At 59.0% G+C, this 16,081-nt stretch carries 7 protein-coding genes and 1 pseudogene; all 8 read left to right on the top strand.

What is annotated here, in order from left to right; translation table 11 throughout:
- Positions 1-44: 44 nt before the first annotated feature.
- A pseudogene (locus IEX77_RS08480) lies at positions 45-437 on the top strand (DUF2721 domain-containing protein); the annotation flags it as partial.
- 1,654 nt (positions 438-2,091) lie between these two features.
- Complete coding sequence (locus IEX77_RS07505) at positions 2,092-3,288, top strand: GT-D fold domain-containing glycosyltransferase (RefSeq protein ID WP_188808373.1); 1,197 nt, start codon at positions 2,092-2,094, stop codon at positions 3,286-3,288.
- A 145-nt stretch (positions 3,289-3,433) separates the two neighbouring features.
- Entirely contained in the window at positions 3,434-5,644 is a 2,211-nt protein-coding gene (locus IEX77_RS07500; protein ID WP_188808372.1) for a heavy metal translocating P-type ATPase, read from the top strand.
- An 86-nt stretch (positions 5,645-5,730) separates the two neighbouring features.
- On the top strand, positions 5,731-7,461 hold the full coding sequence (locus IEX77_RS07495; protein ID WP_188808371.1) for a glutamine--tRNA ligase/YqeY domain fusion protein: 1,731 nt from the start codon (positions 5,731-5,733) through the stop codon (positions 7,459-7,461).
- An 18-nt stretch (positions 7,462-7,479) separates the two neighbouring features.
- The gene (locus tag IEX77_RS07490; protein WP_188808460.1) at positions 7,480-8,112 is read left to right on the top strand and encodes a DedA family protein; all 633 of its coding nucleotides are present in this window, start codon (positions 7,480-7,482) and stop codon (positions 8,110-8,112) included.
- 114 nt (positions 8,113-8,226) lie between these two features.
- A complete protein-coding gene (locus IEX77_RS07485) occupies positions 8,227-9,801 on the top strand; it encodes an NAD(P)/FAD-dependent oxidoreductase (protein ID WP_188808370.1) in 1,575 nt (524 codons plus the stop codon).
- A 434-nt stretch (positions 9,802-10,235) separates the two neighbouring features.
- The gene (locus IEX77_RS07480) at positions 10,236-13,214 is read left to right on the top strand and encodes a putative LPS assembly protein LptD (protein WP_188808369.1); all 2,979 of its coding nucleotides are present in this window, start codon (positions 10,236-10,238) and stop codon (positions 13,212-13,214) included.
- 181 nt (positions 13,215-13,395) lie between these two features.
- Positions 13,396-16,068, top strand: coding sequence for a DNA gyrase/topoisomerase IV subunit A (locus IEX77_RS07475; protein WP_188808368.1), 2,673 nt, complete (start codon positions 13,396-13,398; stop codon positions 16,066-16,068).
- Positions 16,069-16,081: the final 13 nt, after the last annotated feature.

Genomic DNA, 16,081 nt, shown 5'->3' with positions numbered 1-16,081 from the left:
CCCAATCCCTCCCTTTTACATCCCCATCACTCACATCATATCCTATGACTACTGAGTTCAATCTCTCTACACCGCCGCTCCTTTTCTCGGCGATCTCTCTCATCCTCCTGGCTTATACCAATCGCTTCCTCTCCTATGCCTCCACGGTGCGCAGCCTCAAGGAGCGCTACGAGAATAACCCCGAAGGTGAGCCTACCTCCCTCAAGCAGATCGAGAACCTCTACCGCCGTCTCGACCTCATCCGCTGGATGCAGGTGCTCGGTGCGTCGAGCCTGCTGGTCTCGCTCGTGGCTATGTTCCTCTACTACCTGGAGTGGAACGTCGCTGGTGGCGTCGTCTTCGGCGTCGGTATGGTCCTTCTGGCGCTCTCGCTCTGCATCTGCATCTGGGAGATCCAGATCTCGGTGAAGGCCCTCAACCTGAGCCTCCAGTCCATCCGTCGTGAGCGCAGTGGCTCACTTCGTCAGCGCCCCGATGATGAGACCCTCCAGCGTGAGAAGTCTCGCAGCAAGCGCAAGAAGAACCGCGACAATAAGGAGGGCAAGGAAGCTTCTTCCCAGCCCGCAGCTCCTGCTCAGCCTCAGGAGAAGCAGCCCAACCAAGGTCAGCAGGGTGGTGGTCGTCAGCCCCGTCAGGAGCGTGGCGAACGCAATGACCGCGGTGAGCAGCGTCAAGAGCGTGGTGAGCGTCAAGAACGTAATGACCGCCAGGAACGCGGCGAACGCCGTGAGCAGAATCGCCAAGAGCGTAACAACGACCAGTCCGAGCGCCCTGCTCGCGAAGGTCGTGGCAATGGCAACAACGGCGGTAACAACAATGGTAATGGTGGCCATAACAATAACGGCAACGGAGGCAATAACAACGGCAACAACCGCCGTCAGCGTCCCGAGCGTCAGGAGCGTCCCGAGCGCAATAGCGAAGCTACTCAGCAGTCTGCCTCTGAGGTAGCGCCTGCAGCTACGACGCCTGCCGAAGCACCCGCTGAGCGACAGCCCCGTGCAGAGCGTACAGAACGCAATGATCGCCCCGAGCGTAGCCAGCAGCAGCCCGCCGAAGGTCAGCAGCGTGAGGACCGCCGTCCCCGTCAGCAGGAGCGCCAGCAGCGCCCTCAGCAGGAGGCGACGCCCGTAGCTCGTCCTGCCGAAGCCCCTGCAGCTACCCCTGCTTCAGCTCCAAAGCCCACGCCTGCACCAGCGACTACTTCTGCTCCCGTCGTGCAGGAGCAGCGCCCTGTGGCTCAGCCCGAGCGCCCCGCAGTCCAGCCTGCCGAGCGTCCTGCTCGTCCTATGAGCTACGAAGAGGCTGTTGCCCGTCAGCGTGAAGCCCAGGAGTCCGCAACGAAGCCCGCTACGCCCTCCGTGCCCCGCACCAACGAAGAGGAATAGTCCTTAGGGCTACGTCCCTCCTCCCCATACGAGTCATTCGGCTCCTTCACCCAATCAGAGGTGGAGGAGCCGAATGCGTTTATAGCCCATCCTTGAAGGGGAAGATTTGCCCTCTTATGAGAGGGTGATATGAGCCTATATTGGTCGGCGGGTGAACCTATAGGAGACTGTTGCCGCGAGTCCTGCCCTCTATTAAAGTGCTAAGGCATCGCACGCCCAGCTCCCCGATATACCTCTCCGAAGAGACACACAAGCCCTTCGCCTTATTGCGAGTATTCTTCTTATCCAGCGAAGGGAAAAGCATCATTCTCGTGAAGAAAAAGCGCCTTCACGTAGTGGTTTTCCTCTGTCTATGTACGTAGTCTTAAAGACCAGGCACGCAAATCCAAAGATCCACGTACATAGATATTAGATCCACGTATGTAGTCCAAACTTATCTTCCACTCGTCCACAACTTTTCCCCCTACGCGGAGCAACGACCTAATATAAGGTCACTTTACAAAGCTATATAGGAATCAGTCCAAAGCTATATAGGCCGTCGTCTTGACCAATATAGCTTCGCATCGTGACCTATATAGGTTTACCCGCCGACCAATATAGGTCCGTTCTTGTAAATCGTAGGGAGCTGTCCTCACGCCTCCGTGGGCTTCCCCTTAGATATCGCTATCTTTGTCCTATAGACCAATAAGCTTTCCACAAGAAATATATGACTTGGCAGCAGATCAAAGACTCCCTGCGCGTCCAGCTTTGGATGCTTCTGAAGGGGCGTAAGTATAGCCAGCAGTATCGAGCTACGGCCGATCGCCGTCGTGCCCTGCGTGTGCATGATTCGTGGGAGACCCTCGATGAGATCCTCCGTACGGGTGCTTCGGTGAGCCGCTTTGGCGATGGGGAGCTGCAGATCATGCAGCGCTACCTCGACGAACTCGAGCGCCCTTCGTCGGCCGAAGAGGTGGATACCTTCCAGCACTACGATGCCTCCCTCGGTAAGCGCCTCTATGAGGTGTGGCAGGTGCCCTCGTCGGAGCGCCATCTGAACTGCGTGCCCTACGCCTTCAAGGACTCCTCCCCCCACCGCGGGTACAACCGCATCTTCTTCGAGCGTGAGGCTCTGATGCGCCTTCCTGCACTGGAGAAGCTCGCTCACGAACACGACTTCTATGATACGAACTTCACCCGCTTCTACATGGGGCGCTACGATATCCGCGACTATCCTGCGTACATCGAGCGTATGAAGGCGATCTGGAAGGATCGTGACCTGCTCTTCGTCGAGGGTGAGAAGTCGCGCCTCGGTGTCGGCAATGACCTCTTCGATGGCGCACGTAGCGTGAAGCGTGTCCTCTGTCCTGCGACGGATGCTTGGGGTAGCTATCCCGAGATCCTTCGTCTGGCGAAGGAGCATGGAGAGGGACGCCTCGTCCTCATCGCGCTTGGGCAGACAGCGACCGTCCTCGCCTATGACCTCTCTGAAGCAGGTCTGCAGGCCATTGACCTCGGTCACGTGGATGTGGAGTATGAATGGTATCGCATGGGGGCGAAGACCAAGGTGCCCATCCCAGGGAAGTACGTCAATGAAGCCCCTGGCGGGCGTACCGTCGCCGAGCACCCTGCACAAGCCACTTACCTCCAGCAGGTCGTAGCCCGTGTAGGCGAAGCGAAGCCCACTCCGACTGCCGCTCTGACGACTGCCGTCTATCCTATCGAGGGGCTGAGCTGCGGGCACTGCGTAGCGCGTGCTACCGAAGCCCTCCAGACTGTGGCGGGCGTTAGCTCCGTCACTGTCTTGCTGGAGGCTGGCGAGGCAAGTGTCACCTATGATGCTGAGCACTGCACGCCCGAGGCCCTGCGTGCTGCGGTAGAGGCCGCTGGCTACACGCTCCGCATCGACGCGCCCAAAGCATAGCAAAACAAGGCTGCCAGCTTCGGCTTGACCGAACGAATAGGCGGTACGAGTTGTTTTATCCATACCGCATCGATCATCGGTGAGGGGTACATCTGCAGACGGCAGGCGTACCCCTTGCCCGTACTAATAGTTATATTCATTCCATATGGTCAAGAGATCTTTCCCCCTCCTGGGACTTAACTGCGCAGCCTGCGCCGCTCATTCGACGAAGGCCCTGGAGAGTACGCCTGGCGTGCAGTCTGCCACCGTCAACCTCGCCTCCGCCACGGCCTTCGTCGTCTATGATGAGACGCAGTGTACCCCCGAGATGCTCCGTGCAGCTGTGGCTGCCATGGGCTATGATCTGCGTATCGATGAGCCCGAGGTGGGCGAGCTGGAGGCACTTCGTCAGCGGGAAGAGCGAGCCCTACAGCGCAAAACGCTGGTGGCAGTCGTCCTCTCGCTCATCGTGATGGTGCTGATGATGTGGCCACCGATGACGCTCCCGAAGTCGCTCATCTCCGCTGTCCTCACTGCCGTGACCCTCATCTGGGCAGGCTCGGGCTTCTTCGTGCGTGGCTGGCGTCAGCTACGTGCTGGGGCGGCGGGCATGGATCTGCTGGTGATGCTCTCGACCTCGGTAGCCTTCCTCTACAGCCTCTATCATCTGGGCGAATACCTCTTCATCGCGCCAGAAGCGCACCACCTGCACCACCTTTATTTCGAAGCCGCCTCAACGACGATCGCCTTCGTGCTCCTGGGCAAGGTGCTCGAGGCACGAGCACAGCGTCGCACGTCGTCGGCTCTGCGTCGCCTCATGGGCGGTCAGCCGAAGACCGTGCAGCAGCTCCTCCCCTCGGGCGAAGTCATCACGCTGCCTGTCAGTGAGGTAGAGCCCGGTATGGAGCTACGCGCCCTGCCGCACGAACTCTTCGCCGTCGATGGCGAGGTCATCTCGGGTGAATCCTATGCTGACGAGCAGCTCATCAGTGGTGAACCCATTCCCGTGGCGAAGGTCGCTGGCTCCGAAGTCTATGCCGGTACGCTCAATGGCTCGGGGACGCTCGTCTACCGTGCCCGTGAGGTAGGTCGTGCGACGGTACTCTCCCGCATCATCCGTCTTGTGGAGGAGGCACAGTCGTCACGCGCACCGATTCAGCAGGTCGTGGATCGAATGGCTCGAGTCTTCGTGCCTGTGATCGTCCTCATCGCCGTCTTGACCTTCGTCGTATGGGGCTTCCTTAGTCCTGTAGACGGCTGGGAGCACGGCTTTGTCGCCGCCGTCACGGTGCTTATCATCGCTTGTCCCTGTGCTCTGGGGCTGGCTACCCCTACCGCTATCATGGTGGGTATCGGCCGTGGCGCCGAAGAAGGGCTCTTGGTGCGCAATGCCGAGGCGCTGGAGGCTGCAGGCCATGTCGATACCTTGGTCTTGGATAAGACGGGGACGATCACAGAGGGGCGTCCCGAAGTGAAGGCCATTCGCTGGTGCTTCGCCGAAGAGAATGCCTCCTACGCCACCATCTTGGCCGCCCTCGAAGAGCGCTCATCACACCCCTTGGCTGGGGCGATCGTTCGCTCCCTTGGTGTATCTACGCAGGGAGTAGCCGAGCCCACGAGCTTCCGCGAAGAGGCGGGGCGTGGGCTGGAAGGTGTCGTCGATGGGGTGACCTATCGTGTCGGTCAGCGTGCCTTCGTGGAAGAGGTCTCGGGGGCACTCAGTGCCGAAGCCTTGAAGGCCTTGGAGGACGGTGAGCGCTCGGGTGCTACGTGTAGCCTCTTTGCCCGTAGTGGGGAGGTGCTGGCCGTCATTCTTATCGCCGATACGATACGTGCCACCTCGGCCGAAGCTATCGCATCACTGCGCGCTCGTGGGCTGGAGGTCATCATGCTCACGGGTGACGGGCCGAGTGCTGCCCGTGCTGTCGGCGAAGCTGTCGGGGTAAGCCGTGTCGTAGATAGCGTGCGCCCCGAGGAGAAAGCGGCCTTCGTCGAAGGTCTGCAGAAGGAAGGGCGTCGTGTGGCGATGGTCGGCGACGGCATCAATGATGCTGCGGCCTTGGCTCGTGCCGACCTCTCGATAGCGATGGGCAGTGGGAGTGATCTGGCGATGGAGACTGCGATGGTGACGCTTCGTAGCTCCGACCTCCAGGCCTTGGAGCGCTTCTTCCATCTGGCACGCACGACCCTCAGGACCATTCATCAGAACCTCTTCTGGGCGTGCATCTACAACCTCATCGCCATCCCCGTGGCGGCTGGTGTGCTCTATCCCTTCACGGGCTACCTGCTCAATCCGATGCTCGCCGGTGGGCTGATGATGCTCAGTAGCCTCAGCGTCGTCACCAACAGCCTCCTCAGCGCACGCCGTCAGCGCTAAATAGCGCTCCCGTGATATTTAGGTATCTTTGTGCCCTATAATAAAGGATAATAGATACGGATACTCTTATAAGTATACACAGCATTATGTCAGATATGCCTAACAGCGTAGCCCCAGCAGAGAGTGGGGAAGAGAAGAAGAGCCTGAACTTCGTCGAGCAGATCGTCGAGGGCGACCTTCGTGCCGGGAAGAATGATGGACGCATCCAGACGCGCTTCCCACCAGAGCCCAACGGCTATCTCCACATCGGGCACGCCAAGGCCATCTGCATGGACTTCGGCATCGCACAGAAGTACGGCGGGGTGTGTAACCTCCGCTTCGACGATACGAATCCCACGAAGGAAGACGTCGAGTACGTCGATGCTATCCGTGAGGATATCGATTGGCTCGGCTTCCACTGGGGCAATATCTACTATGCTTCGGACTACTTCGAGCGTCTGTACCAGTTCGCCGAAGAGCTGATCCGCGCAGGCCACGCCTATGTCGATGAGCAGACTGCCGAAGAGATCGCAGCGCAGAAGGGTACACCTACCACCCCTGGTGTCGCCAGCCCCTATCGCGATCGTCCCATCGAGGAGAGCCTCGATCTCTTCCGCCGCATGAACGCTGGGGAGTTCCCCGAAGGCGCGATGATCCTGCGTGCGAAGATCGATATGGCTTCGTCGAACATGCACTTCCGCGACCCCATCATCTACCGCATCATCAAGGTGTCTCACCACCGTACGGGTACGAAGTGGGGCGTCTACCCTATGTATGACTTTGCCCATGGGCAGAGCGACTTCTTCGAAGGGGTGACGCACTCGATCTGTACGCTGGAGTTCGAGGTGCACCGTCCGCTATACGATTACTTCGTAGACCTTCTGAAGAAGGTCGAGCCCAATCACCCCGAGGGCTACCGTCCACGACAGATTGAGTTCAACCGTCTGAACCTCACCTACACGATGATGAGCAAGCGTAAGCTCCTCCAGCTCGTGCAGGAGGGCCACGTAGCAGGCTGGGATGACCCTCGTATGCCTACGATCTGTGGGCTACGTCGTCGTGGCTATACGCCCGAGTCCATCCGTAGCTTCATCGATAAGATCGGCTACACGAAGTACGATGGTATCATCGATATGGCTCTTCTCGAGCACGCTGTCCGTGAGGATCTGAACCGCCATGCTCTGCGTGGCTCGGCCGTCCTCGACCCCGTGCGCCTCATTATCACGAACTACCCCGAGGGGCAGACGGAGGATATGAGCTTCCTCAACAACCCCGAAGATCCCAACTCCGACAGCCATACGATCCGCTTCTCGCGTGAGCTCTTCATCGAGCGCGAGGACTTCATGGAGGATGCTCCGAAGAAGTACTTCCGCATGACCCCTGGTCAGGAGGTGCGTCTCAAGAGCGCCTATATCGTGCGCTGCACGGGCTGTAAGAAGGATGAGAACGGCAAGGTCATCGAGGTCTACGCTGAGTACGACCCCGAGACGCTCAGCGGTCGCCCCGAGAGCAACCGCAAGGTCAAGGGTACGATCCACTGGGTATCTGCCACGGATAGCGTCCCTGCCGAAGTGCGTCTCTACGACCGTCTCTTCCTCGATGAGAACCCCTCTGAGGCTGCTAAGGATAAGGAACTCGCCGAGCTCCTCAATCCCGAGTCCCTCACCATCGTGCGCGAAGCACGTGTCGAGCCCTTCCTCGCTCAGGCTAAGTGTGGCGAGTACTATCAGTTCCAACGTGTCGGTTACTTCTGCGTAGACCCCGATAGTCGCCCTGATCACCTCGTCTTCAACCGCACGGTATCGCTCAAGGATACGTGGAAGAAGGTCAATAAGTAGTCCCCTCCCACAGATATGATCGAGTCCTTAGGCTTCATCCAAGATATCCTCCATCACCTGAACTACTTCTGGGTGACGGTGCTCATGGCGATCGAATCGTCATTCATTCCCTTCCCTTCAGAGGTCGTCGTACCCCCTGCTGCCTACAAGGCCGCTACGGGCGAGATGAATATCTTCCTCGTCGTGCTCTTCGCCACGCTCGGCTCGGATATAGGTGCGCTGATCAACTACTATCTGGCGCGCTATCTCGGCCGCCCGATCGTGTATAAGTTCGCCAACTCTCGTATCGGTCGCCTCTGCCTGCTGAGTCAGGAGAAGATCGAGAAGGCCGAAGCTTACTTCGTGAAGAACGGCATCAGCTCCACGCTCATCGGGCGTCTTGTCCCAGGGATCCGTCAGCTTATCTCCATCCCTGCGGGGCTGGCAGGTATGCCTCTCAGTCGCTTCCTCCTCTACACCACGATCGGTGCGGGAGCATGGAACGTCGTCCTGGCACTCCTCGGCTACTTCATCGGTAAGACCGTACCGCCCGAGCTCTTCGCCGAGACCATCCAGCGCTATAGCACGACGATCGGCCTCATCATCCTCGGCGTCCTCGTCGTCGGTGGTGTCGGCTACTACCTCTACAAGCGCCGTCAGAAGGCTGCCTAATCCAAGGGCGCATCACTACCACCTCTAAGGGTAGGTCCCCATCGCCACCTGTGCTATGGGGGCGCACCCTTAGAGGTTTCTTTTTTGCCGTACCTCTCTTTATCCCGTCTTCCTGTGACCACCCTCTCTCTTACGCTGAGTCCCTATCAGGCATCGTCAGATGCTACGCTGCGCGAGGTCGTGGCGCGTGAGCTCGCCCTGCCTCTGGAGTCCATCACCTCGGTCGTGGTGCGCCGTCGCAATATCGATGCTCGTCAGCGCCGTATCCTCGTCAACCTCTCTGTCGAAGTCTATCTCGATGGCGAGCAGCCTGCCGTGGATGACTTCTCCGACCTCGTCTATCCCGATGTCTCGTCGGCACCCTCAGCGGTCGTCGTCGGTGCTGGACCTTGCGGGCTCTTCGCTGCGCTCAGGCTCATCGAGCTGGGCGTGCGCCCCATCGTCGTAGAGCGTGGGCAGGATGTCATGCAGCGCCGTCGTGACCTCGTCCAGCTGGAGAAGTCGGGCATCGTCGATCCCGAGTCGAACTATAGCTTTGGCGAAGGCGGTGCGGGTGCCTTCTCGGACGGCAAGCTCTATACGCGTAGCAAGAAGCGTGGGAGCGTGGAGAAGATCCTCCGTGTCTTCTGTCGCTTCGGTGCCGACCCGAAGATCCTCATCGATGCCCACCCACATATCGGTACGGACAAGCTCCCTATCATCATCCGTCGTATGCGCGAGCAGATCATCGCCTCGGGTGGTGAGGTGCACTTCGCGTGCCGTATGGAGGAGCTGATCCTCGAGCGTGGTGAGGTGCGTGGTGTCGTCTGCTCGGGGGATCGTACCTTCCACGGCCCTGTGCTGCTGGCTACGGGGCACTCGGCACGCGACGTCTATCGCTACCTGCATCGTGCGGAGATCCTTATCGAGGCCAAGCCTATCGCTGTCGGGGTGCGTCTTGAGCACCCGCAGTCGCTCATCGATGAGATCCGCTACCACAGCCCCGAGGGGAGAGGGAAGTACCTCCCGGCTGCCGAATATGTCTACAAGGCACAGGCCGAGGGTAGGGGAGTGTATAGCTTCTGCATGTGTCCTGGGGGCTTCGTCGTTCCTGCCTCTACGGGACCAGAGGAGACTGTCGTCAACGGGATGTCGCCTGCTAACCGCGGCTCACGCTGGGCGAACTCTGGCCTTGTCGTAGAGCTTCACCCCGAGGATATCCCTGCTACGGGCATTCGGGTTGAGGATCCCACTTCGCCCCTTGCCTTGATGCAGTGGTGCGAAGTCTTTGAGCGCAAGAGCTATCTGGCGGCTAACCGATCGCTCCGTGCACCAGCTCAGCGTATGACGGACTTCGTCGCACGCCGCCATTCGTCCACGCTACCCTCGTCGTCCTATACGATGGGGCTTACCTCGAGCGACCTGCACGAGTGGATGCCCGACTTCATCACACGCCGTCTGTCGGCTGGCTTCCGTGCCTTCGACCGCACGACGCGGGGCTTTCTCACGGGCGAAGCTCAGCTCATCGGCGTGGAGTCACGTACCTCATCGCCCGTGCGTATCCCCCGTGACCGCATGACCTATGCGCACCCCGTCGTAGCAGGCCTCTATCCTGCGGGCGAAGGCGCTGGCTTCGCTGGCGGTATCGTCTCGGCGGCTATCGATGGGGAGAATGCTGCTCAGCAGATAGCTCTCGCCCTCGGCCGGTAGTTCGCCCCCTACGGAGCGCCTCGGTGCGCTCTTCGTGCCCCTTCTCTCTGTCCCTTTTCGGGCAGGAGGAAGGGGCTCTTTTTTGCTCTTCACTTTGAGCCTCTTGGGAGGGGAGCTACGAACCTATATTGGTCACTGAGCTGACCTATATAGGTCGCTGCGTGAAGCAATATAGGTCGTGACGATGACCTATATGGGTCAGCTCAGTGACCAATATCGGTTGCTACCTCTCGTCCTCGCGAGTGAGGTGCTACACTCCCCGCGAAGGTGCTCCTTGAGTGGCCTTTCTCGGGGGGTGAGAGCGCGGGTGGATAGAGACGATACGAGTGCGGCGGCCCCTTATCTAATTCTTAGCTATCTTTGCAGGCGTACCGAGCGTGGCAAATGGGCGAGCAGAGATACTGGCCCTATGTCACTCGGGCGTTATCTCATAGATGCGTAGACAGACAGAATTCGGACAGAAGGTAGCGTTGGGGGTCGTAGCCCTCGTCATCCTCGCTGCCTGCGGTACGCGACATAAGGCTCCCAAGCGTGAGGCCAAGGTACAGCAGAAGACCTTGGCAGGGGGGCGTGCGTCTTCGTCTACCGACACGACGAGCACGCTCACGCAGCTCAGCTCCTTCCTCCCCGACTCTTCCCTATCAGATAGCCTCAAGGGCGCTGGTGGTGTGCGTCTTGATAGCCTGCAGAAGAAGGCCGACACGCTCGCTACACGTCCCGATAGCCTCGACAGTCTTAGCTCGCTTCGCCTTGATACCCTCAGCCTGACGGCCGAGGAAGCCGAGCGCCGTGAGCGCCGTCGTCGCCAGCGCGAGAGCTTCGATGATATCATCGCCTACAAGGCACAGGACTCGATGGTCCTCATCGGGCAGAGCTTGACCTACCTCTTCGGGCCCAGTACCGTGGACTACAAGGACAAGGGGATGGATGCGAACTTCATGCGTCTCAACCTTGACAGCAACCTCGTCTACGCACACTATATCCTCGATAGCACGGGGAAGGCCACGGCCTACCCGAAGTTCCGCGATGGCGGGGAGAGCTATGAGGCGAAGAGCCTGAACTACAACTTCAAGACGAGTAAGGGCTTCATCACGGGCGCTGTCACCCAGCAGGGCGAAGGCTATATCACGGCCGAGCGCACGAAGATGGTCAGCAACAACTGCCTCTACATGGAGAACGGGCGCTATAGCACCTGTGACAACCACGAGCATCCGCACTTCTACTTCATGCTGACCAAGGGGAAGGCTCGCCCGCAGAAGAATGTCGTCGCCGGGCCTTCGTACCTCGTCATCGCTGACGTGCCGATGCCTATCGGTCTGCCCTTCGGCTTCTTCCCATTCAATAAGAGCTATTCCTCGGGGATCATTATGCCGAAGTACGGGGAAGAGACGCAGCGTGGCTTCTACCTGCGCGAAGGGGGGTATTACTTCGCCTTCAACGACTACGTTGACCTGGCCCTCACGGGGGACTGGTATAGCCTCGGCTCATGGGGCGTCAATGCCCGCTCGAACTACCGCAAGCGCTACCGCTTCGGAGGGAGTGTCAACCTCAGCTACCTCACGACCAAGACGGGGGAGCGTGACGTCGTCGGGGACTTCTCCGAGAGCCGTGACTTCCGCATCAACTGGACGCATACGCAGGACTCTAAGGCCAACCCCAACGAGACCTTCTCGGCGAGCGTGAACTACTCGACGAGCTCCTTCAACCACAACTCGCTCGCCACGCTCTACAACCCCAGCATCGCGGCGCAGAATACGAAGAACTCCTCGGTCAACTATAGCCGCAACTTCCCTGGTACGCCCTTCCGCATCTCCGCCTCCATCGAAGCGACGCAGACCTCTGCCGACTCGATGGTCACGATGAGCCTGCCAAATATCGCTATCAGCATGAATCGTATCTACCCCTTCAAGCGCAAGAAGCGTGTCGGGGCAGAGCGCTGGTACGAGAAGATCAGCATCAGCTACTCGGGGCAGTTCCGCAATAGCATCTCCACGAAGGAGAACCGCCTCTTCCAGGCCAACATCATCAAGGACTGGAACAATGGCTTCTCCCACAACATACCCATCTCGGCGTCGTACAAGCTCTTCAACTACATCGACCTCACGCTGAGTGCGAACTACAACGAGCGCTGGTACACCTATAAGTCGGTCAAGGAGTATAATGCGACGACCGACCGCACGGAGTTCCGCCGTATCTATGGCTTCAACCGCGTGTACGACTTCTCCACGTCGGCGAGCCTGAATACCACGCTCTACGGCTTCTTCCAGCCGTGGAAGATCTTCGGCGATAAGGTGCAGATGATCCGTCACCGCATCACGCCACGTGTCGGTATCAGCTATACGCCTGACTTCGGCGACAAGATGTGGGGCTACTACGACCGCCTGCAGTACATCGACAATGCGGGTGTCGCCCACTCGGAGGAATATGCTCGCTTCGGCGATGGTCATATCTTCGGTATGCCTGGGCGTGGGAAGACCGCAGCGATTAACTTCGGTATCGACAACAACCTCGAGATGAAGGTGCGTGCGAAGACCGACAGCACCGAGACCACGAAGAAGATCAGCCTCATCGACAACCTCTCGCTGAGCTCGAGCTACAACCTCGCTGCTGACTCCTTCCAGCTCGCCGACATCAATGCCAGCATCACGCTGCGCTTCTCGCCCTCACTCCAGCTCTCTCTCAGTGGTGCCTTCGACCCCTATATGTACGGGCACACTACGGACGCTGCGACGGGGCGTGTCAGCGAGTACCGCGTGAATAAGCTCCGTATCTTCAACGGTAAGGGCTTCGGTAGCCTTCGTGGTACGGGTACCTCCTTCAGCTACACGCTGAGCAACGATACCTTCCGCAAGCTGCGTGAGTTCTTCTCGGGGAAGAAGGATAAGAAGCCCAAGGATAAGGACAAGCCTGAGGGCGAAGATCCCAACCTCGCTGGTGCTCCTGCCGATGGGCGTGATACGTCGCTGGCAGATATGGCTGCCAAGGGGCAGAAGAATAAGAGCCTCTTCGACACTAACGACAGCGAAGGCGAGTACGACGAAGATGGTTACCTCAAGGTCAGCATCCCCTGGAGCCTCTCGCTTAGCTATGGGGTGAACCTCCAGCGCACGACCTTCGACCCCCGCCGCGATGAGTACAACTACGGGCTGATGCACAGCTTGATGTTCTCGGGTAGCATCCAGCCTACGAAGAATTGGTCCTTCAACGTCAACGCCAGCTACGACTTCATCGCCAAGCGCATTGCGAATATGACCATCGGGATTAGCCGTGATCTCCACTGCTGGAGCCTCACAGCCAACGCGATCCCCTTCGGTCCCTACCGCAGCTACAGCATCTCTATCGGCGTGAAGAGCTCGCTCCTGCACGATGTCAAGTGGGACAAGCACGGCTACTCCTCAGCTAATAGCTGGTAGCCCGCTCCACCTCTCTCATAGCACACCGCCCTCGCCTCTCTCCAACGAAGAGGCGGGGGCGATGGCTTTTCGCTGGGTGGGTGAGATCTGGATAGGAGACGGATCTATGCGGGCGCTTTCCAAGGAAAGAAGCGGGTAATTCCGTATCTTTGCCAGCGTATAATACTGATATAGACAGCATATGAATATAGAGCACGACGACGAAGAGGAGAAGATCCCCGAGGTGACGCCCGAGACGATTATCGAGGACGAAGAGCCCCCCGCCTACCAGCCGGCAGAGGGCTTACCTTACCGCCCGGAGCTGAGCAACCTGTCGAAGATGTACCAGACATGGTTCCTTGACTACGCCTCCTACGTCATCCTTGAGCGTGCTGTACCCCATATCGATGACGGGCTCAAGCCCGTGCAGCGCCGTATCCTCTACAACCTCAAGCGGATGGATAGCGGCAAGCTCATCAAGGTAGCTAACATCGTCGGGGAGACGATGAAGTACCACCCCCACGGTGACGCCTCGATCAATGATGCCCTCGTCCAGCTCGGACAGAAGGGCTTCCTCATCGATACGCAGGGGAACTGGGGGAATATCCTCACCGGTGACCCCGCTGCTGCAGGCCGATATATCGAGGCGAAGCTCTCGGCTTTCGCCCACGAAGCTGTCTACAGCGACCGCGTCACCCCGTGGAAGAAGACCTACGACGGCACGACCGATGAGCCCGTAGCACTGCCCGTGAAGTTCCCACTGCTCTTGGCGCAGGGTGCTGAGGGTATCGCTGTCGGCCTGTCCTCCAAGATCCTTTCGCACAACTTCGTCGAGCTGGCAGAGGCCGCTTGTGCCTACCTGCGCGGCGAGGAGTTCACGCTCTATCCTGACTTCCCCACAGGGGGGCTTATCGATGTCTCCCGCTACAATGACGGCGAGCGTGGCGGTAGCCTCAAGTCCCGTGCGAAGATCGATAAGATCGACTCCAAGACGCTGAGCATCTCCGAGCTCCCTGCTGGGAAGACCACGACGACGCTCATCGAGTCCATTCTCAAGGCCGTAGAGAAGGGGAAGATCCGCATCCGCCGTGTCGACGATATGACGGCTGCCACGACGGATATCCGCCTGACGCTCGCCGCTGGTGTGTCGTCAGACAAGGCTATCGACGCCCTCTATGCCTTCACTGACTGCGAGGTCAGCATCTCGCCCAACTGCTGCGTCATCTACGAGGAGAAGCCTCTCTTCACGACCGTCAGCGAGCTCCTGCGCTACAGCGTAGAGCGCACGAAGTTCCTCTTCGGCGAAGAGCTGAAGATCCTCCTCTCGGAGAAGGAAGAGCAGTACCTCGGTGCTTCGCTTGAGCGTATCTTCATCGAGGAGCGCATCTATAAGGATAAGGCCTTCGAAGAAGCTGCCGACGAAGCCACGGCTCTCGCACATATCGCTAAGCGCATCGAGCCCTTCGCCGATCGCTTCCTCCGTCCCGTGACGACGGATGACCTGCGCCGCCTGCTGGAGCTACGTATGGCACGTATCCTGCGCTTCAATCTCCCCAAGCACGAGGCTGCACTCCTGCAGATCGAGCAGGATATGGCTCAGCTCCGTCACGACATCGCGCACCTCACCGACTATACCATCCGCTGGTACCAGCACCTCATCCAGCGCTACGGGGCTGCCTTCCCACGCCGCACGAAGATCACGAACTTCGGCACCATCGAGGTCACGAAGGTGGCCGAGCTCGATGCCAAGCTCTACATCAACCGCGAGGAGGGCTTCTTCGGTACAGCTCTGAAGGACGCTGAGTTCGTGTGCAACTGCTCGAGCCTCGACGAGGTCATCATCTTCTTCCGCTCCGGCAAGTACTTCGTCGGCAAGGTCGAGGATAAGAAGTTCTACGGCAACGAGGAGGTCATCTATATCAACCGCTATCAGCGCAATGACGAGCGCACGATCTACAACGTCATCTACCGCGATGGCAAGGTGGGCTCAGTCTACGCTAAGCGCTTCAACGTGCTCTCGGTCATCCGTGACCGCGTCTACGACCTGACGCGTGGCAAGGAAGGCTCACGCGTGCTCTACTTCTCTGCTAACGGCAATGGCGAGGCGGAGAAGGTCGCTGTCAAGCTCAAGATCCGCAATGCCCGCCAGCGCCTCTTCCAGTTCGAGAAGGACTTCTCCGATATCCCCATCAAGTCGCGTAGCTCCGTCGGGCTCTTAGTGACGAAGGCAGAGGTGCACTCGGTATCGCTTCTGAGCAAGGGCTTCTCGACGCTCGGTGGTCGTGACGTATGGTTCGACCGCGATGTCCTGCGCCTGAACTACAACGAGCAGGGCCAGTACCTCGGCTCCTTCCACGCCCGTGACCGCATCCTCGTCGTCCTCAAGTCGGGCGAATGCTATACCTCCGACTTCAGCGACTCTATCCATATCGAGGAGAACCTCCTGCGTATCGAGAAGAATGAGCCCCGCAAGATCTGGACGGCCGTCTACTACGATGCCGATCAGAAGTACCATTACATCAAGCGCTTCAGCATCGAGGAAGATCAGAAGCGTGAGAATATCCTCGGGGAGAATCCCAAGAACGAGCTGCTGCTCCTGACCGATACCTACTACCCACGCCTCCTCATCGGGCGTCAGGAGAAGGGTGGCGAGCTGCGTACGACCGAGATCGATGTCGAGGAATTTGCTCTCGTCAAGAGTATCCGCGCCCGTGGTAAGCGTATCGCTCCGTACCTCATCGACCAAGTCGAGGAGCTTCCTCCGCTGAAGGAATCCCCCGTCTTCGAGTCGGAGCACGACGAGTCTATGGCGGAGACTGAGGAAGAAGAAGCCGACCTCTTCGCGGGACAGACCGAGGATAGCTCGAACGAATAAGCCCCCTTCCCAT

This window comes from Porphyromonas pasteri (assembly GCF_014647755.1).
GTDB classification, from domain to species: domain Bacteria; phylum Bacteroidota; class Bacteroidia; order Bacteroidales; family Porphyromonadaceae; genus Porphyromonas; species Porphyromonas pasteri.
The sequence above is the reverse complement of the archived record's forward strand: the minus strand, read 5'-3'. Positions and strand labels throughout refer to the sequence as shown.

What these genes read in the sequence shown, in the direction of transcription:
- IEX77_RS07505 (WP_188808373.1), top strand. Translation starts at nt 2,092, where the DNA reads ATGACTTGGCAGCAGATCAAAGACTCCCTGCGCGTCCAGCTTTGGATG.
- IEX77_RS07500 (WP_188808372.1), top strand. Translation starts at nt 3,434, where the DNA reads ATGGTCAAGAGATCTTTCCCCCTCCTGGGACTTAACTGCGCAGCCTGC.
- IEX77_RS07495 (WP_188808371.1), top strand. Translation starts at nt 5,731, where the DNA reads ATGTCAGATATGCCTAACAGCGTAGCCCCAGCAGAGAGTGGGGAAGAG.
- IEX77_RS07480 (WP_188808369.1), top strand. Translation starts at nt 10,236, where the DNA reads ATGCGTAGACAGACAGAATTCGGACAGAAGGTAGCGTTGGGGGTCGTA.
- IEX77_RS07475 (WP_188808368.1), top strand. Translation starts at nt 13,396, where the DNA reads ATGAATATAGAGCACGACGACGAAGAGGAGAAGATCCCCGAGGTGACG.